The sequence below is a fragment of the Arthrobacter sp. Y3223151 genome (assembly GCF_059091125.1).
Map to the genome: position 1 here is coordinate 37,051 of NZ_JBNHGI010000008.1, position 18,999 is coordinate 56,049.

An 18,999-nucleotide genomic window follows, 5' to 3' on the forward strand; every position below is an offset into this window, starting at 1 on the left:
GGCTACCCGCGCTCAAGGAAGGCCTCCCGCTCGGGGTTCAGGTACAGCTCGATGGCGGCCGCCAGCTCGGGATACCGGGCCAGGGTGGAGTCCCGCTGCAGGATGGCCGTGGCGTCTTCCCGGGCACGGGCGATAACGGCCTCGTCCTTGATCACCCGCAGCAGCTTCAGGGTGGATTTGCCGCCGGACTGGGACGCCCCGAGGATGTCGCCTTCGCGACGCAGCTGGAGGTCTGCCTGCGAGAGTTCAAACCCGTCGGTGGTCGCGGCGACCGCCTGCAGCCGCTCCCGGCTGGGGTGCCCGGGCTCCAGCTGCGTGACCAGCAGGCAGGTGCCGGGGAGGCCGCCGCGGCCCACCCGTCCGCGGAGCTGGTGGAGCTGCGAAATGCCGAAGCGGTCGGCGTCCAGGATCACCATCATGGTGGCGTTGTGCACGTCGACGCCGACCTCGATGACCGTGGTGGACACCAGGATGTCCAGCGTGGCGTCGTTGAACGCCGCCATGGCAGCAGCCTTCTGGTCCGGCTCCATCCGGCCGTGCAGCATGCCGATCCGGATTCCGTCCAGGACCGGCAGCCCGCTCAGGTGCTCGACCAGGGCGGCCACCGATGCCATGGGCCGCTGTTGCTCCGGCTGCCCCGACAACTCGTCCGGCGGATCGGCCTCTTCGAGCTCGTCATCCCCGATCTTGGGGCACACGACGTAGACCTGCCGGCCGGCGGCGACCTCCTCGCGGGCACGTTCCCAGATCCGGTCCTCCCAGGCAGGATGTTCCTGGAGAGCCACCATGTGGGTGGTGATCGGCGCGCGGCCCGCGGGCAGCTCCGTCAGCACCGACGTTTCCAGGTCCCCGAAGACGGTCATGGCCACCGTCCGGGGAATGGGCGTGGCGGTCATGACCAGCAGGTGCGGTGGCGTGGCCGAGCGGCTCCGGAGCCGGTCGCGCTGTTCCACGCCGAAGCGGTGCTGTTCGTCCACGACCACGAGGCCGAGGTCAAAAAACTGCACCCTGTCGGACAGCAGGGCATGGGTGCCGACGACGATGCCCGCTTCTCCGGCCGCCACATCGAGCAAGGCCCTGCGCTTGGCCGTTCCGGTCATCGAGCCGGTCAACAGCACTACCTTGGTGCCGTCGGGGTCGCCGCCCAACATGCCGCCCTGCGCCAAGGGGCCAAGCGTCCGGGTGATCGATGCGAAATGCTGGCCCGCCAGGACCTCGGTCGGCGCGAGCAGGACGGCCTGGCCGCCCGAGTCGACCACCTGCAGCATGGCCCGAAGGGCAACCAAGGTCTTCCCCGACCCGACTTCCCCCTGCAGCAACCGGTTCATGGGTGAATCTCCGGCCAGCTCCGCCGCGATCGTCGCGCCGACCTCGCGCTGTCCCGAGGTCAGGTCGAAGGGCAGGCGGGCGTCGAACTTGTCGGCAATACCACCCTTCCGGCCCGGGCGTGCAGTCGCCTGTTCGGCCGCGGCGATGGCCCGCTTCCGTCCGAGAGCCGCCTGCAGGACCAGCGCTTCCTGATAGCGGAAGCGGTCCCGGGCCGCGTTGGCGGCTTCCATCGTTGCGGGCCGGTGGATCTGTTCGTAGGCCTCCGCCAGTGAGAGCATCCCGTCCCGGACGGCGATGTCCGTCGGGATGGGGTCCCCCAGGCGGCCGAAGTCCACGGCGTCGAGCAATAGGTCAACGGCCGCCTTGATGCGCCAGCTGCCCAGTTTCGCCGTCGCCGGGTACATGGGCACCGGGCGCAGGGCTTCCGCCGCGTCGAAGTCGAAGGCGTCTTCGAGCAACTGGTAGTCGGGGTTGGTCAAGGTCAGGTTTCCGCGGTAGGACGTCACCTTACCGGAGAACATGGCGATGGTCCCCGGCCGCAGCTCCCGTTCGGCCTGATAGCCGTTAAAGAAGGTGAGGCTGATGTCCGACGAGTTGTCGGTCACGACGACCTCGGTCAGCGAACCGCGCCGGGCCCGCATCTTGCGGGAACTGGTGCTCAGCACCCGGGCCACCAAGGTCGCGTCCTCGTCGATCGGCAGCTCGGCGATCATGGTCAGTTCTCCGCGCTTCATGTACCGCCGCGGGAAGTAGTTGAGCAGTTCCCCGGTCACCGTCATGCCCAGGTGCTTTTCGAGTGCCGAGGCCGAGCGCTTGCCGAGCCGCCGCTCCAGCGGGACGCTCAGTTCGTCAGCCGGGTCAGCCGCCATGGTTCTGCTCCGGCGGGCCGGCCAGCTCCGTCATGCTGACGTTCATCGGTTCACCCAGCTCCCGGATAACCTCCAGGGCCGCTTCGCCGTCCGGCACGTGCGCGTGGACGCGCCAGCGGTATCCGCCCTCGATTTCAGTCACGGCGCTCATGATGACCGAGTCGCCCAGCTCGTCCAGCTTCAGGCGCAGCGTCGCGGCGTCGAGGGGGCTGAGGTTGACGGTGCACATCACCTCGACGCCTTCGTGCACGTGGTCCAGGTGCAGGTGCGGATCCTGCACGTTGTAGCCGTGCAGGCCGTCCAGCAGTTCCGGCTGCAGTTCCACGCCGAGGGCGCTGGCCCGCAGGGTGTCCATGATGAGCAGGAACCCGACGGCACCGGCGTCGACGATGTGCGCCGATTCGAGTGCCCCGAGCTGGGTCTCGGTCCTGACGACCGCTGCGACGGCCTCTTCCACGACCGCTTCCAGCGTTGCCGCCAGCCCGTGGTTGCTGTCGTCGCCGTTCTTTGCCGCATGTACCGCCGACGCCGCCCGCGAGACCGAGGCGATGACGGAGAGCATGGTTCCCTCAACGGGATCGCTCAACGCGGACCAGCACCGGATTTCGGCACGTTGGAGGGCCGCGGCCAGCAGCGGCCCCGTCAACCGGGTCGTGCCCCGCAAGGGTTCGGCCAAGGCGGCCAGGAAAACGGACAGCAGGGTGCCGGAGTTGCCGCGCGCTTCTTCCATCGCGGCCTGGCCCGCTCCGGCCAGGAGTTCGCCGATGTCCGCCGTCCGGTTTTCGGCGGCCGACTTCGCCGCCGCCCGGATGGTCAGATAGAGGTTGGTCCCCGTGTCGCCGTCGGCCACCGGGAAGATGTTGATGGCGTTCAGGCGGTCGCTGTGGTTGCCGAGGACGACCTCGGCCCTGGACAGCCAGCGGCGCAGCGCTTCGGCATTGGCAGCAATTTTCGTCTGCAAAGGGGTCCCATCTGCATGCGCCGGCGATGCCCGCCAACGATCGATCTCAGTCCTCCGGCGTTACCTGAGCCTACCGCAGCCGGCTCCGCTCACCGGCTAACGGTTGCGTCGCGGCTCACTCGAGGTCCGCAGTACTCAGATATTCGCCGAGGCTGTCATTCTGCAGCGCGCCGGCTATTTCGGCGATGGCCGCCTCGTCCGGCAGGACGATCGACTGGCCGTCTGCGGAAGTGCCGGTGCCCAGGGTCGGAAGGGTAAACATCTGAACGTTGCTTGACCGTACATCCCGCAGCGAAACGCCCAGGGAGCCTGCGGTCATGGCGTCGAATTCGCTGTCAACGCTCACGAACGGGGAAAATTCGTCGACTACCTCGTTAATGCGCACAGGGTTTGTCAGTGTCTCGGCCGTCAGGAACTCGGACATCAGAGCCTTGACGAAGAGCTGTTGGTTGCGCACGCGCTGATAGTCGCCGTCGCTGAAGGCCTTGCGCTCCCGCACGAAGGACAGGGCAGACTCGCCGTCCAGAGTCTGGGTGCCCGCCGGGAAGAACTCGCCGGTTGACCCGGTTGCCGAGAAGGCCGCCGGATTATTGATCTCCACCCCGCCCAAGGCGTCGGTCAGTTCCTTGAACCCCGAGAAGTCGATGATGGCGACGTGGTCGACGCGGGTCTCAAACAGCCCTTCGATGGTTTCGACAACAAGCGGTACCCCGCCGAACGCCATGGCGGCGTTGATCTTGTGCTCGCCCTGACCCGGTATGTCCACCCAAGTGTCGCGCATGATCGACATGACGTAGACGTTCTCCCGATTCTCCGGGATGTGCATCAGCATCATGGTGTCGGAGCGGCTGCCGTCCGAGACCTCGGTCAGATTCTGCGTACCCGTGGCGCGGCTGTCGGAGCCCATCAAAAGAATGTTGACCGTCTTGTCGTTCGGGTCCTTCTTGGCCCGATTATCCGGGAAGGCCGATTCGATCGTCTGGGACTTGCTGTTGAAGGAGTTGGCCAAGTTGAACAAGTAGCCACCTCCGATGATCGCTGCGACGACAACGATGCCCACGAGGGTGAAGAAGATGGTGCGGATGGGATCTTTCTTCCGCTGGCGGCGCTGCCGCCGCGGGCGGTATTCGTTGTCGTGGTCAGCAGTCAATGGGGTCACTTCCTAGGGGTGAGGCTACCTAAAAGGATAAACCCCGCGGCCGTCTCCTCACTGCAGGGTCCGTCTGGCGTGGCTGCGGTCACTGTGCCAACGGCGGGCAGCGATGGTCGGGATACGCTGGCTGTATGACCCGCGCCTTCCCCCGACGCCGCCGTTTTGCCGTCCTTTTGTCGCTTGGATTCCTGGGGAGCCTTACGGCGTGTTCGCCTATTGTCGACGTTGACGCCGCTCCGGACGCGGCGAACCCCGGATGCGCCCCGATGATGGTCATCCTCCCGCAGTACGTCGCCGATTTCCCGCGCCGCGAGACGAGTAGCCAGGCGACCGCCGCCTGGGGGGACCCTTCCCAGGTCATCCTGCGGTGCGGGGTGCCGGTTCCCGGCCCGACGACGGACCAATGCGTCTCGGTCGACGGCGTCGACTGGGTGCTGCGCGAAGGTGAGAACGGCTACTGGACGGCCACGACCTACGGGCGCACCCCCGCCACGGAACTGCTGTTCAAGCCCGATGACGTGGCAGAGAGCTCCGTCTTGATGGACATCTCGGCGGCGGCGTCCGAGATACCGCAGGAACGCGAATGCCTGAGCATTTCCGACGTCCTGTAGGCGGCACGGCCGGCGCGGCGTCGCCGGCCGGCATGGTCAGCGGAGGCCGGTCTTGCGGTTGAGGGCCAGGTACAGCAGTTCGTCGATCAACTCGGTGTAAGGCAGTCCCGATTTCGCCCACATCTGCGGATACATGCTGATCGGCGTAAACCCGGGCATGGTGTTGATCTCGTTGATAATGAGCTCGCCGTCCGGGGTGTAGAAGAAGTCAACGCGGGAGAGCCCCTCTCCCCCGAGCGCGTCAAACGCCTGGGCGGCGAGTTCGCGCACCTTTTCCGTGGCGTCGGCGGGTAAATCCGCCGGGCAGCTGAGGGCGGCCGCCGTGCCGTCCAGGTATTTCGCTTCGAAATCGTAGAACTGATGCTCGCCGGGCTGGACGGCGATTTCCCCGGGCAGGCTGGTGCGCGTCGGTTCTGTTCCCCTCCCTTGCAGCACCGCTACTTCAATCTCGCGGCCGACGATGCCGGCTTCGACAACCACCTTGGGATCGTGTTCGCGGGCGGCCTCCACGGCGGCCCGGAGGCCGCCGGGCTCGGCCACCCGGGTGATACCCATGGAGGAACCCGCCCGGGCCGGCTTGACGAAGACGGGGAACTCAAGTGTGCCCAGGCGTTCGAGCACGGCGTCCGGGTCCTGCTGCCACTGACGGTCCGTGATGACCTGGTAGGGGCCGACGTGGAGGCCGGCCGATTCGAAGACCACCTTCATATAGTGCTTGTCCATGCCGACGGCAGAGGCCAGTACGCCGGCGCCGACGTAGCGGACGTCGGCCATTTCCAGCAGCCCCTGAAGCGTTCCGTCCTCGCCGAACGGTCCGTGCAGCAGCGGCAGCACCACGTCCACGTTGCCCAGGCTCTGCGGAACCTGCGCGGCCGGCGCGACCATGAGTTCCGGCGTGTCCCGCCTGCTGGCCAGCACGACGGGTTCGGCGGACGTACTGATCTCCGGCATTTTTCCCGAGGCCAGCGACCACTGGGCCGGATCATCGGCGACCTGCACCCACTGGCCGTTGCGCGCTATCCCGATGGGAACGACGTCGTACTTGTCCTTGTCGATGGCCCCGAGCACCCCGGCCGCGGTGACGCAGCTCACGGAGTGTTCGCTGGACCGCCCGCCGAAAAGGACTGCAACGCGGGGTTTACGGCCCGGAGAGGGGGCGTTAGCGGCGGGCATGATCTCGTCGTTCACTGGAGTTCACCTTCGGATTTGAGTTCACGGGTCAACAGGCGTGGCGCCAGCGCCTCAACGGAAACCTGTCCCTCCAGGACGGCAACCACTGCCTCGGTAATCGGCATGTCGACGCCCATCTTGGTGGCCAGATCCAGCACGGCGCGGCCGGACTTGATGCCTTCGGCCGTTTGGGTCATTCGTTCCGTCACCTGGTCCAGGGTCAGGCCTTCGCCCAAGAGCCGTCCGGCGGTGTGGTTGCGCGACAGCGGCGACGCGCAGGTGGCGACCAGGTCGCCGAGCCCGGCCAGCCCGGCCATCGTCTGGACCTCTCCCCCGAGGGCGAGGGTGAGCCTGGTGGTCTCGGCCAGTCCGCGGGTGATGACCGTCGCCTTGGTGTTGTCTCCCATGCCCTTGCCGTCGCAGATGCCCACGCACAGGGCGATGATGTTCTTCACGATGCCGCCGATCTCCACCCCCGTGACGTCGGAGTTCGTGTAGGGACGGAAGTAGCTGGCGGTGCACAACCGCGCAATCCACTGCGCCGTGTCGTCGTCCGTGCAGGCGACCACCGAGGCGGTCGGTTCCTTGCGCGCTATCTCGAGCGCCAGGTTGGGGCCGGAAATGACGGCTACGTGGGAGTCGGACAGGCCGAGCTCTTCTTTGATGACTTCGCTCATGCGGGCATCGGTCCCGCGCTCCAGCCCCTTCATGAGCGAGACGACCACCGCCTCCGGATCGAGCAGCGGCTTCCAGGACGCCAGCTGCGGCCGGAGGGTCTGGGCGGGAACAGCCAGCACCACCAGCGGCGCGCCGCGGAGGACTTCGGCGACGTCCTCCGAAGCGACGATGTTCTCCGGCAGCGCGATGTCCCGGAGGTACTTCGCATTCCGGTGCCGGGAATTGATTTCCGCCGCCACTTCGGCGCGCCGCGCCCAGAGCCTGACCTCGACCTCGGGGTGGGCGTCCGCGACGACCTTGGCAAAGGTGGTGCCCCAGCTTCCTGCGCCGAGAACGGCGATGTTGGCAGGCAGGTCGGGGCGTGCTGTCACAACTTCTCCTCAGGCGGTAGCTCTTCTGTGTGCACCGGCTCGCCGGAACCAAAGTCCCGGCCTATGGCGCTTTGACCGTGAGCAGAAGGATCCCAGCGGACGGCGGGCGCTGCCTCGCCGCGTACTTCGGCCAGCAGCGCCGTGATGCTGTCCATAATCCTATTCGTTGCGGCCTCGAGAACGGTCCTGGTGATCGGCAAGCCGCTGAATTCGCTCAGGTCCACCGGAGGTCCGGCCGTGACGTGTGCCGTTTTGCGCGGAAAAAGGCTGGGCCTTTTCGCATAGCGGGGCAACAGCTCGTTGGCGCCCCAGTGCGCCACCGGAATGACGGGTGCGCCGGTCTGCAGCGCGAGCCTTGCCGCCCCGGTGCGCCCGCGCATGGGCCACAGGGCCGGGTCCCGGGTCAGCGTCCCCTCCGGGTAGATGATCACGGCACCGCCTTCGTCGAGCACCTCGCGTGAGACGTCCAGTGAACGGTTTGCGCCGGAGCTGCTCCGCTCCACCGGTATCTGCCGGGCCGCCGTCAACAGTTGCCCGACCACTGGAATCTTGAACAGCGAGGCCTTCGCCAGGAAGTGCGGCAGGGCGCCTTGGTTGTAGACGTAATGGCCGACCACCAGTGGATCGATTTCCGTGTTGTGGTTCGGACAGACGATGAATCCCCGGTCCTTGGGGAAATTCTCCGTTCCCGTCCAGTTGCGCCGGAGGACCAGGTTCAGGAATGGCCGGACAACGCCGGCGAGGACACCAATGACCACCCGCTCTTTGGAGGCTGCTCCCATGTCCGCCTACTCGACGTCGAAGTCCGCGCCGAGGCCCTCCAGCTTTGACTGGAAGCGTTCGTAGCCACGGTTGATGAGTTCGATGCCGGTCACGCGGGAGGTTCCGGCCGCCGCCAACGCGGCGATCAGGTGGCTGAAGCCGCCGCGGAGGTCGGGGATGTCTATTTCCGCGCCGGAGAGCTGGGTGGGTCCGGAAATCACGGCGGAATGCAGGAAATTCCGCTGCCCGAAGCGGCACGGAATGCTGCCGAGGCATTCGCGGTGCACCTGGATGTTCGCGCCCATGCGAATCAGCGCCTCGGTAAAGCCGAACCGGTTTTCGTACACAGTCTCGTGCACGATCGAGACGCCTTCGGCCTGCGTCAGGGCGACGACGAGGGGCTGCTGCCAGTCCGTCATGAAGCCCGGGTGCACGTCGGTCTCGAGCACCAGCGGCGACAGGCTGCCTCCCGGGTGGTAGAAGCGGATGCCGTCGTCGTCGATGTCGAAGGCCCCGCCGATCTTGCGGTAGGTGTTCAGGAAGGCGGTGAGGTCGCCCTGATGGGCGCCTTCGACGTAGATGTCTCCCTGCGTCACGAGCGCCGCGGATGCCCAGGACGCGGCCTCGTTGCGGTCGGGCAGCGCGCGGTGGTTGAAGCCGGAGAGTTCGGTGACACCCTCGATACGGATCACACGGTCGGTCTGGACCGTGATGATGGCACCCATCTTCTGCAGCACGGCGATCAGGTCCATGATCTCCGGCTCGATGGCGGCGCCGCTCAATTCCGTGATGCCCTCGGCGCGGGTTGCCGTCAACAGAACCTGTTCGGTGGCGCCCACGCTGGGATACGGCAGCGTGAGTTTCGCGCCCTTCAGTCCCCTGGGTGCGGAGATGGAGATGCCACCGGGCCGCTTGTCCACGATGGCTCCGAACTGGCGGAGCACGTCGAGGTGGTAGTCGATGGGACGGTCGCCGATCCGGCAGCCGCCCAGGTCGGGGATAAAGGCCTCTCCGATCGCGTGGATCAGCGGCCCGCAGAAAAGGATCGGAATGCGGGAATCGCCGGCGTGCGCGTCGATGTCCTTCATCTGGGCGGTCTTGACGTTCGTCGGATCCAGCGTCAGGTCACCGGTCACCGGGTCTTTGGAAACCTCGACGCCGTGCAGGCGGAGCAGGCTGGTGACGATCTCCACGTCCCGGATTTCGGGCACATTCCGCAGGACCGAGGCATTACTGCCGAGCAAGGACGCGACCATCGCTTTGGGAACCAGGTTCTTGGCACCGCGGACGGACACCTTCCCCGCCAACGGAACGCCACCACGAATGGTCAAAACACTTGCCATGAATACCTGTTTCCTCAAGCTAGTTTAGCGCCGAACTGCGCCAAGGCCTCAGCTAAGCATATTGGCAATCCGTGACCACTCTGAAATAAACGGGCAGCGAGTCCGGCGCTCTCCGTCCCGCCGGCAGGTGCCTTGCATGAGGCAGTCGCAGGTGCAAATCGGCGCCGCCGACAGAACTGGAAAGCTCCCTCGACGGCGCCGATTCGCGCCAGGGCGCGTATCCTCAGACTTTTACCGGAAGGGTCTTCGGCTTCCAGGATAGGCAGGTGGCCTCGTAGGTGGTGATTTCCGCCTCATGCTTTAGGGTCAGCCCGATATCGTCCAGGCCTTCGAGCAACCGCCAGCGGGTGTAGTCGTCGATCTCGAACGGCGCGGTGATGGTTCCGCAGGTGACGGTCTTCGACTCCAGGTCCACCGTGATTTCGGTGCCCGGGTGGTTCTCCAGTTCCTTCCAGATCAGCTCGATGTCATCCTGGGCGACCTCGGCGGCCAGCAGCCCCTGCTTGCCGGAGTTCCCCCGGAAGATGTCGGCGAACCGGGAGGAGAGGACAACACGGAACCCGTAGTCCTTTAACGCCCAGACAGCGTGTTCGCGCGAGGAACCGGTCCCGAAATCCGGGCCGGCCACGAGGACGGACCCGCGGCTGAACGGCTCCTGGTTGAGGATGAAGTCCTCGTGCTTGCGCCAGGCTGCGAACAGGGCATCTTCGAAGCCTGTCCGGGTGATCCGCTTGAGGTACACCGCCGGGATGATCTGGTCGGTGTCCACGTTGGACTGCCGCAGCGGGACCCCGATGCCGGTATGGGTGGTGAACTTCTCCATGATTCTTCAGGCTCCTTAGGCGGCAGGCCGCGAGACGGCGTCGTTGTTGACCGGGTCCAAGTCCGAGGGCGAACTCAGCGTGCCCCTGACCGCGGTGGCCGCCGCAACTACCGGCGATACCAGGTGCGTCCGCCCGCCCTTGCCCTGCCGGCCCTCGAAGTTCCGGTTGGACGTGGACGCGCAGCGCTCGCCCGGCGCCAACTGGTCCGGGTTCATGCCCAGGCACATGGAGCAGCCGGCGAACCGCCACTCGGCGCCGAACTCCTTGAACACCTTGTCCAGGCCCTCGGCCTCTGCTTCCAGGCGGACACGGGCAGATCCGGGCACCACCATCATGCGCACGTTCGGCGCCTTGGCCCGGCCGCGGATGATGTCCGCCGCGATGCGCAGGTCCTCGATCCGGCTGTTGGTGCAGGAGCCCAGGAAGACGGTGTCTACCGGGATGTCCTTCATGCGGGTGCCGGCTTCGAGCCCCATGTAGGCCAGCGCACGTTCCGCCGCGGCCTTGGCGTTCTCGTCGGCGAAGTCGTCGGGCGACGGCACGGCTTCCGACAGGGAAACGCCCTGTCCGGGGTTGGTCCCCCAGGTGACGAACGGCTCCAGGGTATCGGCGTCCAAAAAGACCTCGGCGTCGAACACCGCGTCGTCGTCGGTACGCAGGGTCCGCCAGTTTTCGACGGCGGCGTCCCAGTCCGCACCCTCCGGGGCGTGCGGACGGCCCTTGAGGTAGTCGAACGTGGTCTGGTCCGGCGCGACCATGCCGGCGCGGGCCCCCGCCTCGATGGACATGTTGCAGATGGTCATCCGGGCTTCCATGCTCAGGGCCCGGATGGCGGAGCCACGGTACTCCAGCACGTAGCCCTGGCCGCCGCCGGTTCCGATTTTGGCGATGACCGCCAGGATGATGTCCTTGGCGGTGACCCCCGCGCGCAGCGTGCCCTCGACGTTGATGGCCATGGTCTTGAACGGCTTCAGCGACAGCGTTTGGGTCGCCATGACGTGCTCGACTTCGGAGGTCCCGATGCCGAAGGCCAGCGCACCGAAGGCACCGTGGGTGGAGGTATGCGAGTCGCCGCACACCACCGTCATGCCGGGCTGGGTGAGTCCCAGCTGGGGACCCACCACGTGCACGATCCCCTGCTCGGCGTCCCCGAGCGAGTGCAGCCGGACCCCGAATTCCCGGCAATTGGTGCGCAGCGTCTCAATCTGGGTGCGGCTGGTCGGGTCGGCAATCGGCTTGTCGATATCCAGCGTGGGGGTGTTGTGGTCCTCGGTGGCGATGGTCAGGTCCGGGCGGCGCAGCCCGCGCCCCGCCAGGCGCAGGCCCTCGAAGGCCTGCGGCGACGTGACTTCATGCACGAGGTGAAGATCGATGTAGAGGAGGTCGGGCTGGCGCGCAGCGCCTTCACCGTCGCCGTGGCGCACCACGTGTGCATCCCAGACTTTTTCGGCGAGCGTCTTGCCCGCAGTGTTACCGGCCATGGCCAGATCTCCTCCATCAATACCAACGCGGGCTTTTCCTCCCGCCGGGAGGCCCGCACTAAGTGTGTGCTTTAACTCTTCCAGCGCGGCTGCCCGCCCGCCAGTCAATCGACTTGCATCTCACATATTGAGATGAGAATATCAGCTTATGGACAATCCTAGCGGTGTCGGCGTCATCGACAAGGCGGCCATGGTGCTGGACACCCTGGAGGCCGGACCCACGTCCCTGGCCCAACTGGTGGCCGCCACCGGTCTGGCCCGGCCCACCGTCCACCGGCTCGCTTTGGCGCTGGTCCACCACCGGCTGGTCAGCCGGGACATGCAGGGCAGGTTCGTCCTGGGCAGCAGGCTGGTCGAATTGGCCGCGGCCGCCGGCGAAGATCGGCTCATAGCCGCCGCCGGCCCGGTGCTCATGAACCTCCGCGATGCCACGGGTGAGAGCGCGCAGGTCTTCCGCCGGCAGGGCGATTCACGGGTATGCGTCGCCTCGGCCGAGCGGCCGATCGGATTGCGGGACACCATTCCGGTGGGGACGCAGCTTTCGATGAAGGCCGGCTCCGCCGCCCAGGTGCTGTTGGCCTGGGAAGACCACGAGAGGCTGCTCGAAGGACTCCATGGGGCGCGTTTCACCCCGACGGTCCTCGCCGGCGTGCGCCGCCGCGGCTGGGGCCAGAGCCTGGGCGAACGCGAACCCGGTGTGGCATCGGTTTCGGCCCCGGTCCGTGGTCCGTCCGGGCGAGTCATCGCCGCCGTTTCCATTTCGGGGCCGATCGAGCGGCTCACGCGGCAACCCGGCCGGCTGCATGCCGAGGTGGTCTGCAACGCGGCCGCCCAACTGACCGAAGCCCTGCGAAAGACCAACGACTAGCGGCGCGTCAGCCCCTGAAATGGTCCCATCCCCGGGCCCGGACGGGGACGCCGTCCAGGGTCACCGGAGCCGGTCCGCCGCCGACGACGCCGATGGCGGCGAATCCCGCCGGCAGGGTTTGTGCCGCGGGGAAGGTGCACAGCAGGCCATGGTCTTCGCCGCCGCCGAGGACCCAGTCGCTGGGCTCCACCCCCAGCAGGGCCGCTGCCTCCTCCAAGGGTGCGGCAAAGTGCTGCAACTGCGCCGAGGCCAGGTCCACCGCGACACTGCTGGCACGGGCCAACCGCGCCGCATCGCGGAGCAGGCCGTCCGAGATGTCCATCATGGCGGTCGCGCCACATTCGGCCGCAGCCGGGCCGGCGCTCAGCGGAGGCACCGGCCGGGACTGGATCGCGGCGAGCTCCTGCAGCTGAACCGGGGCCTCGTCGTCGAAAACCGGGCTTTCGAGCAGGGCCAGTCCGGCCGCCGCGCGTCCCAGCGTGCCGGCCACGGCGACGATGTCGCCGGGACGCGCGCCGCTGCGCAGGACCGGACTGCGGCCTTCGAGATCGCCGGTAACGGCAGCCGTGACCACGAGCGCGTCGCCGCGGCCAAGATCACCGCCGACGACGGAGCACCGGTCCGCTCCCAGTTTCCGCATCGCATCGGCCACGCCGTCGGCCAGGCTCTCGACCCACGCCACCGGCGTCGCACCGGGCAGGGTCAGGCTGATGACCAGTGACGTCGGCACGGCTCCCATGGCATTGATGTCCGAGAGGTTCTGCGCCACGGACTTCCATCCGACGTCGTAGCCCGTCGTCCGGTACCCGGAGGGCCACTCAAGCCGGAAGTCCTGATCCTGGACCAACGTATCGATCGAGATGACGGTTCGGGCATCGGGTGCCTCGATCACGGCAGCGTCATCGCCCGGGCCGACAGGGACGCGGGCGGGGCCGAGACGCGGGAAAATCCTGTCCAGAAGCGAGCCTTCGTCCAGATCGTTGACAGTCAGTTCAGCGGCCAATCTTTGCGTTCTCCCTTGTATCTCGTCTGGTGCCGGCTCCATGGCCCCGCGGTTCCCCCGGGATGTCATTCGCCCGACGCCGTCAGCACTGCCCGCCTGAAGTCCCGGTGCCGGGCCACTGCCTCTTCGACCGGCCGGACCACCCGCTCTTCCGCCACCCGCGCAACCGAGTCGCGGAGCCGCCGTCGCGCCTTTGCGGCCCTGGCGCGGGCCACGAATCGTGCGATCACGCCCGATGCCAGCGCCAGCACCACCCCGGCGAGGATCCCGGCGGCCAGCAACAAGGTCGGCACCGGGAAGCCTTCGACCGTGGGCGTCTCGGGGACCGCAAACTGCAAGTAACCCAGGGCGGCGATGCCAAGGAGCCAGAGCGCTCCGGCCAAGGCGGCGGCGAGGGCGAGCCACTGGAGCAGCCCGAAAACCGGCCACCACCACGACGCGCGGTCGGAGCGCAGGTCCGTACCGACCAGGGCCTGGTCCAGGTCGTCCGGAAGCGTCTCCTCCGCGGATCGTGCTGCCCGGCGGATGGCCGCGCGCCAAGGGGCGTCGGCGCCTTCACCGGCGCGGTCGGCGAACTGACGGATAGCCTTGTCGGCCTGCGCCCGCTGGGCGGGACCCGGCGCCGGCATGGACGAGCGGTTCAGCAGCGGATTCACGTCCTTGCGGTCCAGGTTGAGCCGCTTGAGCGGGTCGCGGCGCAGCTTTCCGAGCCAGCGGACCGCTGGCCAGCCGGTCCGGGCATGCGCCCGCCGCCGGTACGAGGCGCCCACGGCGTCGCTGATCGCTTCCACGCCTGCCGCCTGCGCCAACTGCTCGGCCAACACGCTCCTGGACGCCTTGCTGACGCCTGCCGGCTCCGCCTCGGGTTCAACGGCCAGGGCCCGGGCTGCCTTTCTGACGTCGGCGAGCAGCCGCTCCGCTGCGGCCTGCCGCTTGTCGGCGAAGGCCGTGATGGCTGCCGTCAGCTCGTCGAGGCCGGTCCCCGTCTTCGCGGAGACCGGGTAGACATCCACCCGGGCGAGCCCGTCCCGCAGCAAAATCTCCCTCAGCGAACCCAGTACCGGTTGCAGCTGTCCCTCGGCCAGCCGGTCCACCTGGTTCAGCACCACCAGCGTTACGGCATCGTGGGAGGCCAGCGGGCGCAGGAATCCTTGGTGCACGGCGGCATCGGCGTACTTCTGCGGATCCAGCACCCAGACCAGTACGTCGACCTGGCCGGCGAACCGTTGCACAATGGCGCGATGCTCGACGGCGGTGGAATCAAAGTCCGGCAGGTCCAGCAGGATCAGGCCGCCGTGCCCGGCGAAGGACCCGTCCTCCACCACGTGCCGGTTGGCCACCTGCAGCCAGTCCAGCAGCGGTTCGCTGCCGGCCGTTCCCCAAATTCCCGCCATTGCTTCCGACGTGGTGGGGCGACGTGCCGCCACCGTGGCGTGGCGCGTCCCGGATACGGCGTTGAAGAGGGAGGACTTTCCGCTGCCGGTCGCACCGAAAAAGCCGACCACGGTGTGCTCGGCAGACAGGGAACGGCGGGTGCTGGCCCGTTCCAGGACCTCGGTGACGGGTGCTAGTTCCGCTTCCGGCAGCACTCCCGCGGCGAGCTCGGCGGCCGTGTTCAGGGCATCCAGCCGTGCCTGCAACAGGGAGGTTTCGGGCTGGCCCCGGTGGCGGCTCAATCCGGGGCTCCCGTGTCTGTCTTTGCCCCCAGGACCTGCAGCCGCCCTGCCAGTTCGCGCAGGGTCCCTGCCTCCTGCACGTCCGGGATCCGGGACAGGAAGCGCTCCGCTTCGGCGCGCATGAGCCTGCGCGTGCGCTCCTGCAGCTCGGCGCGGGCCTTGCGCGCCAGCCTGCGTACGGCGTCCTCGCCGAAGACCGCTTCCAGCAGCTTCTGGCCCACTACGGCCGTTCCGCCCGCCACGCCGATTTCCAAACCGGTCAGCCCTCCGGTGGCCGCGAAAATCGCCACCATCAGCGCTACCCCGAGGCCGTTGACTCCGAAGGAGAGCATGCGTGCGGTGAAGCGCTTGCTTTCGCCTTCGCTGCGGATCAGGTCCAGCAGGTCTGCCTGCCACGCCCGGATTTCACGCGCTACTTCATCCGCAAAGCCCGCGCTGGGGGTCGACAGGTCTTCGCGTCCGAGCAGCCCCTGCCCGGCCGGGTCCGTCCGCCAGCGCGTGTCGGCCTCCTCCGCCCCGGCGGCCGCTGCCTCGACGACGACGGCCTGCAGCCCGGACTCGATGGCTTCCTCGACTTCGACGGAGGGAGCGGGTTTGCCGGAAAAGAACGCGCCGATCCGGTCCCGCAGCAGGCCTATGCCGCTCTCGATACCCCGGAAGAATTCCCCGGTGCCGACGAAGTCCTGCCAGCGCGCCAACACCTCGCCCCGGAGGAGCGTTCCGTCCTCCGTGGCGGCGAGAGCCCGCGTGGTCGCCGCCTCGTAGGCGTCTTCCACGACCTTGCGCAGTCGCTGGCCGGCGGCATGCTGATCATCGGCGGCGTCGGCGACCGCCCCGACCGTCGCGGCCAGTGAGCGCACCGCCCCGCCGAGGGTGCGCCGGGCGATGTCGGCGCGGCCGGAGGCGTCCGCGGCGAGTTCTTGGAGCCACGCGCGGAGGGGATCGACGGCGCCGGCCGGCAGCATGCCCTGTTCGTCCAGCCGGGACTCGAGGATGACAAACAGCCGGGCCGCGGCGAGACCCTGCCGCTGCAGCAGACCGGCCAGGTCGGCGCGGACTTCACGCTCAACTTCTTCCGGCACCCGGTCCAGGACGACCGCCACTTCGATGTCCCGCTGTGCGGCGTCCAGGAGCAGCGCCCACGGCACGGCATCGGCGTACCGGTTGGCCGTGGTAACAAAAATCCACAGGTCGGCGGCGGCCAGCAGTTGTCCCGCCAAGCGCCGGTTCTCGTCGGCAATCGAATCGATATCCGGCGCATCGAGCAACGCTATGCCCGCCGGAATGCTGCTGTCGGCGAGCAACACCAGCGAAGTTCCGGCAGGTTCGCCGGCCGGTTCCGGATTGGGGACTTGCCCGTCGGCGGCGTCCGTCGCCGGCCTTCCGGTGATTCTGCTGAGGCCGGGCAGGATCCGCCGATCGGAAAACCAGGCCGAGTCGCCCGGATGGTGCAGCAGGACGGGTTGGCGCGTGGTGGGGCGGATCGCCCCGGCACGGGTGGCCGGGAAGCCCGCCACCGCGTTCACGAGCGTCGATTTCCCGGCGCCGGTGGATCCTCCCACGACTGCCAGCAGCGGGGCTTCCAGCGTGCGGTAGCGGGGCAGGATGTAGTCATTCAATTGGGCAATGGCGGCCGCGATGGCGCCGCGGGCTGCGGCGGCGCCGGGAACGTCCAGCGGCAACTGGATCGCTTTAAGCGAGCCGCGGCTTTGTTCCAGGAGCACGACGGCGTCCGCCGCTCCCCTGTCCTGGCCCTCGGGCAACCTGCTTGTCACGGTTCCTATCATGCCAGCAGGAGCCGCCAACCCTGCCACGGCGGGCCGTGGGCCTGGTTCTTCGGGGCATACAAAAAGCCGGTCCGGGACGGGATGTCCGGGACCGGCTGTTGGTGACCCCAGCGGGATTCGAACCCGCGTTACCGCCGTGAGAGGGCGGCGTACTAGGCCGCTATACGATGGGGCCGCATAGCTTGCGCAGTTGAAGGCCTGCACTGCCTTGTCCTTGCCGGACCGTGACCCCAGCGGGATTCGAACCCGCGTTACCGCCGTGAGAGGGCGGCGTACTAGGCCGCTATACGATGGGGCCGTAGGTTTGCGTGGAGTTTTCGCTCCACACAATCCAGTCTCCGCCGAAGCGGAGACTGTAGCGCTGGGATACCAGGACTCGAACCTAGAATGACGGTACCAGAAACCGTTGTGTTGCCAATTACACCATATCCCACTGGCACTTTCGGAGCCGTTGGAAACGGGCTCTTGCCCATTCCCTAGCGCCTCAGCACGAGTAATTACTTTACCGGATGCCTGCTCGAAAGTGCAAAACGAGCAACGCGCGGCAGTGCCGCCGCGCGTCGCTCGGGCCGCGCTCAGCCGCGGAAGGCCTTGATCCGCGCCAGGGAGGAGTCCTTGCCCAGGATCACCATGGACTCGAAAAGCGGCGGCGAAATCCGACGGCCGGAGACGGCGGTGCGCACCGGCCCGAAGGCCAGCCGCGGCTTCAGCCCCAGGCCCTCGACCAAGGCCGACCGCAGGGCCGCCTGGATGTTCTCTGCCGTCCACTCCTCGAGCGGCTCCAGCGCGGCCAGCGCGGCGTCCAAGGCCTCCGTCAGGTTCTCGGGCAGGCCCTTGCGCGCATCGTCGGCGACCTCGATCTCGTCGTCGTTCTTGAAGAGGAACGCCACCATCTCCGGGGCCTCGCCCAGCAGGGTGATCCGCTCCTGGATCAGCGGTGCGGCGTCGGCCAGGATCATCTGCTCGCGTTCCGTCAACGACTCCCCGACCAGGCCGGCATGCTGCAGGTAGGGGATCAGGCGGAGCTTGAAGTCGCCGGGCTCCAGCAGGCGCACATGGGTCCCGTTGATCGCCTCGGCCTTCTTCAGGTCAAAGCGCGCCGGGTTGGCCAGCACGTCGTGGATGTCGAAGGCTTCCACCATCTGGTCGATGGTGAAGATGTCCTCGTCGGCGGACAGCGACCAGCCCAGCAGGGAGAGATAGTTGAGCAGGCCTTCGCGGATGAAACCGCGTTCCCGGTGCAGGAACAGGTTGGACTCGGGATCGCGCTTGGAAAGCTTCTTGTTGCCCTGGCCCATCACGTACGGGAGATGGCCGAACAACGGCATGTAGCGGGCCACGCCGATGTCCACCAAGGCCCGGTAGAGCGCGATCTGGCGAGGAGTCGAGGACAGCAGGTCCTCGCCGCGCAGGACGTGGGTGATGCCCATCAGCGCGTCGTCCACCGGGTTGACCAGCGTGTAGAGCGGCTTGCCATTGGCGCGGACGACGGCGAAATCCGGCACGCTGCCGGCCTTGAAGGTGATCTCCCCGCGCACCAGGTCGGTGAAGGTGATGTCCTCGTCCGGCATCCGCACCCGCAGCACCGGTTCGCGCCCCTCGGCCTTGAACGCGGCGATCTGGTCCTGTGTCAGCTCCCGGTCGAAGTTGTCATAACCCAGCTTGACGTCGCGGCCGGCGGCCTTGTGCCGGGCCTCGACTTCTTCCGGGGTGGAGTAGGACTCGTAGAGGTGTCCGGCCTCCTTGAGCTTCGCGACGACGTCCTGGTAGATGTCGCCGCGCTGGGACTGGCGGTACGGCTCATGCGGCCCGCCGACCTCCACGCCCTCGTCCCACGTGATGCCGAGCCACTTCAGCGCTTCCAGCAGCTGCTGGTAGCTTTCCTCGCTGTCGCGGGCGGCATCCGTGTCCTCGATCCGGAACACCATGGTGCCGCCGGTGTGCCGGGCGTAGGCCCAGTTGAACAGGGCGGTGCGGATCAGTCCGACGTGCGGCGTGCCCGTGGGAGACGGGCAGAAGCGCACACGGACAGGAGTTTCGTCGTCGACAGTGGGGATGGCAGCAGCAGTAGTCATGATGTGCTCCAGTTTAGTCTGCCGAGCCACTGCCGCTT

15 protein-coding genes and 3 tRNA genes are annotated in these 18,999 nt (G+C 67.5%); 2 read left to right on the top strand and 16 right to left on the bottom strand.

Annotation, left to right across the window (positions count from 1 at the left end):
* Window positions 1-2 precede the first annotated feature (2 nt).
* The 3 genes from AC5RUP_RS12065 to AC5RUP_RS12075 form a co-directional block, all read right to left on the bottom strand.
* Window positions 3-2,198, bottom strand: coding sequence for an ATP-dependent DNA helicase RecG (locus AC5RUP_RS12065; protein WP_494153440.1), 2,196 nt, complete (start codon window positions 2,196-2,198; stop codon window positions 3-5).
* Window positions 2,188-3,126, bottom strand: coding sequence for a DAK2 domain-containing protein (locus AC5RUP_RS12070; protein ID WP_494149400.1), 939 nt, complete (start codon window positions 3,124-3,126; stop codon window positions 2,188-2,190). The genes AC5RUP_RS12065 and AC5RUP_RS12070 overlap by 11 nt, the downstream gene beginning before the upstream one ends.
* 148 nt (window positions 3,127-3,274) lie before the next feature.
* A complete protein-coding gene (locus tag AC5RUP_RS12075; RefSeq protein WP_494131716.1) occupies window positions 3,275-4,318 on the bottom strand; it encodes an LCP family protein in 1,044 nt (347 codons plus the stop codon).
* A 125-nt stretch (window positions 4,319-4,443) separates the two neighbouring features.
* Between AC5RUP_RS12075 and AC5RUP_RS12080 the strand changes: the two genes are divergently transcribed.
* Window positions 4,444-4,923 carry a DUF3515 domain-containing protein gene (locus tag AC5RUP_RS12080; protein WP_494101514.1) on the top strand — a complete coding sequence of 160 codons (480 nt, stop codon included), beginning with the start codon at window positions 4,444-4,446 and terminating at the stop codon, window positions 4,921-4,923.
* A gap of 36 nt (window positions 4,924-4,959) precedes the next feature.
* Here the strand turns inward: AC5RUP_RS12080 and AC5RUP_RS12085 are convergent, their stop codons facing one another.
* The 6 genes from AC5RUP_RS12085 to leuC all read right to left on the bottom strand — a co-directional run bounded on the left by AC5RUP_RS12085 (window position 4,960) and on the right by leuC (window position 11,552).
* Window positions 4,960-6,096 carry a D-alanine--D-alanine ligase family protein gene (locus tag AC5RUP_RS12085; RefSeq protein ID WP_494153444.1) on the bottom strand — a complete coding sequence of 379 codons (1,137 nt, stop codon included), beginning with the start codon at window positions 6,094-6,096 and terminating at the stop codon, window positions 4,960-4,962.
* 11 nt (window positions 6,097-6,107) lie between these two features.
* On the bottom strand, window positions 6,108-7,142 hold the full coding sequence (locus tag AC5RUP_RS12090) for an NAD(P)H-dependent glycerol-3-phosphate dehydrogenase (protein ID WP_494153439.1): 1,035 nt from the start codon (window positions 7,140-7,142) through the stop codon (window positions 6,108-6,110).
* A complete protein-coding gene (locus AC5RUP_RS12095; RefSeq protein ID WP_493986905.1) occupies window positions 7,139-7,924 on the bottom strand; it encodes a lysophospholipid acyltransferase family protein in 786 nt (261 codons plus the stop codon). Before AC5RUP_RS12095 ends, AC5RUP_RS12090 begins: the two co-directional genes overlap by 4 nt.
* A gap of 6 nt (window positions 7,925-7,930) precedes the next feature.
* Window positions 7,931-9,247 (bottom strand): UDP-N-acetylglucosamine 1-carboxyvinyltransferase, encoded by a 1,317-nt coding sequence (gene murA, locus AC5RUP_RS12100; protein ID WP_494075408.1) that lies wholly within the window; start codon window positions 9,245-9,247, stop codon window positions 7,931-7,933.
* Between the two features lie 223 nt (window positions 9,248-9,470).
* Complete coding sequence (gene leuD, locus AC5RUP_RS12105; protein WP_494153438.1) at window positions 9,471-10,070, bottom strand: 3-isopropylmalate dehydratase small subunit; 600 nt, start codon at window positions 10,068-10,070, stop codon at window positions 9,471-9,473.
* A gap of 15 nt (window positions 10,071-10,085) precedes the next feature.
* Window positions 10,086-11,552 carry a 3-isopropylmalate dehydratase large subunit gene (gene leuC / locus AC5RUP_RS12110; RefSeq protein ID WP_494153437.1) on the bottom strand — a complete coding sequence of 489 codons (1,467 nt, stop codon included), beginning with the start codon at window positions 11,550-11,552 and terminating at the stop codon, window positions 10,086-10,088.
* Between the two features lie 148 nt (window positions 11,553-11,700).
* Between leuC and AC5RUP_RS12115 the strand changes: the two genes are divergently transcribed.
* The gene (locus AC5RUP_RS12115) at window positions 11,701-12,420 is read left to right on the top strand and encodes an IclR family transcriptional regulator (RefSeq protein WP_493977303.1); all 720 of its coding nucleotides are present in this window, start codon (window positions 11,701-11,703) and stop codon (window positions 12,418-12,420) included.
* A 7-nt stretch (window positions 12,421-12,427) separates the two neighbouring features.
* On the opposite strand, the gene AC5RUP_RS12120 is transcribed toward AC5RUP_RS12115, so the two are convergent.
* The 7 genes from AC5RUP_RS12120 to gltX form a co-directional block, all read right to left on the bottom strand.
* Window positions 12,428-13,465, bottom strand: coding sequence for a thiamine-phosphate kinase (locus AC5RUP_RS12120; RefSeq protein WP_494153436.1), 1,038 nt, complete (start codon window positions 13,463-13,465; stop codon window positions 12,428-12,430).
* Between the two features lie 23 nt (window positions 13,466-13,488).
* Window positions 13,489-15,099 carry a GTPase gene (locus AC5RUP_RS12125; RefSeq protein WP_494158583.1) on the bottom strand — a complete coding sequence of 537 codons (1,611 nt, stop codon included), beginning with the start codon at window positions 15,097-15,099 and terminating at the stop codon, window positions 13,489-13,491.
* Complete coding sequence (locus AC5RUP_RS12130) at window positions 15,096-16,874, bottom strand: dynamin family protein (RefSeq protein ID WP_494158584.1); 1,779 nt, start codon at window positions 16,872-16,874, stop codon at window positions 15,096-15,098. Before AC5RUP_RS12130 ends, AC5RUP_RS12125 begins: the two co-directional genes overlap by 4 nt.
* A gap of 111 nt (window positions 16,875-16,985) precedes the next feature.
* Window positions 16,986-17,061, bottom strand: a tRNA-Glu gene (locus tag AC5RUP_RS12135).
* 50 nt (window positions 17,062-17,111) lie between these two features.
* Window positions 17,112-17,184 (bottom strand) — tRNA-Glu (locus AC5RUP_RS12140).
* Window positions 17,185-17,247: 63 nt separating this feature from the next.
* A tRNA-Gln gene (locus tag AC5RUP_RS12145) sits at window positions 17,248-17,319 on the bottom strand.
* A gap of 142 nt (window positions 17,320-17,461) precedes the next feature.
* Complete coding sequence (gene gltX, locus AC5RUP_RS12150) at window positions 17,462-18,961, bottom strand: glutamate--tRNA ligase (RefSeq protein ID WP_494153724.1); 1,500 nt, start codon at window positions 18,959-18,961, stop codon at window positions 17,462-17,464.
* Window positions 18,962-18,999 lie beyond the last annotated feature (38 nt).

Excerpts from the sequence above, each read along its gene's own strand:
- gltX (WP_494153724.1), bottom strand. The coding sequence starts at position 18,961 with ATGACTACTGCTGCTGCCATCCCCACTGTCGACGACGAAACTCCTGTC.
- leuD (WP_494153438.1), bottom strand. The coding sequence starts at position 10,070 with ATGGAGAAGTTCACCACCCATACCGGCATCGGGGTCCCGCTGCGGCAG.
- AC5RUP_RS12080 (WP_494101514.1), top strand. The coding sequence starts at position 4,444 with ATGACCCGCGCCTTCCCCCGACGCCGCCGTTTTGCCGTCCTTTTGTCG.
- leuC (WP_494153437.1), bottom strand. The coding sequence starts at position 11,552 with ATGGCCGGTAACACTGCGGGCAAGACGCTCGCCGAAAAAGTCTGGGAT.
- AC5RUP_RS12115 (WP_493977303.1), top strand. The coding sequence starts at position 11,701 with ATGGACAATCCTAGCGGTGTCGGCGTCATCGACAAGGCGGCCATGGTG.
- AC5RUP_RS12095 (WP_493986905.1), bottom strand. The coding sequence starts at position 7,924 with ATGGGAGCAGCCTCCAAAGAGCGGGTGGTCATTGGTGTCCTCGCCGGC.
- AC5RUP_RS12120 (WP_494153436.1), bottom strand. The coding sequence starts at position 13,465 with ATGGAGCCGGCACCAGACGAGATACAAGGGAGAACGCAAAGATTGGCC.
- AC5RUP_RS12065 (WP_494153440.1), bottom strand. The coding sequence starts at position 2,198 with ATGGCGGCTGACCCGGCTGACGAACTGAGCGTCCCGCTGGAGCGGCGG.
- murA (WP_494075408.1), bottom strand. The coding sequence starts at position 9,247 with ATGGCAAGTGTTTTGACCATTCGTGGTGGCGTTCCGTTGGCGGGGAAG.
- AC5RUP_RS12085 (WP_494153444.1), bottom strand. The coding sequence starts at position 6,096 with ATGCCCGCCGCTAACGCCCCCTCTCCGGGCCGTAAACCCCGCGTTGCA.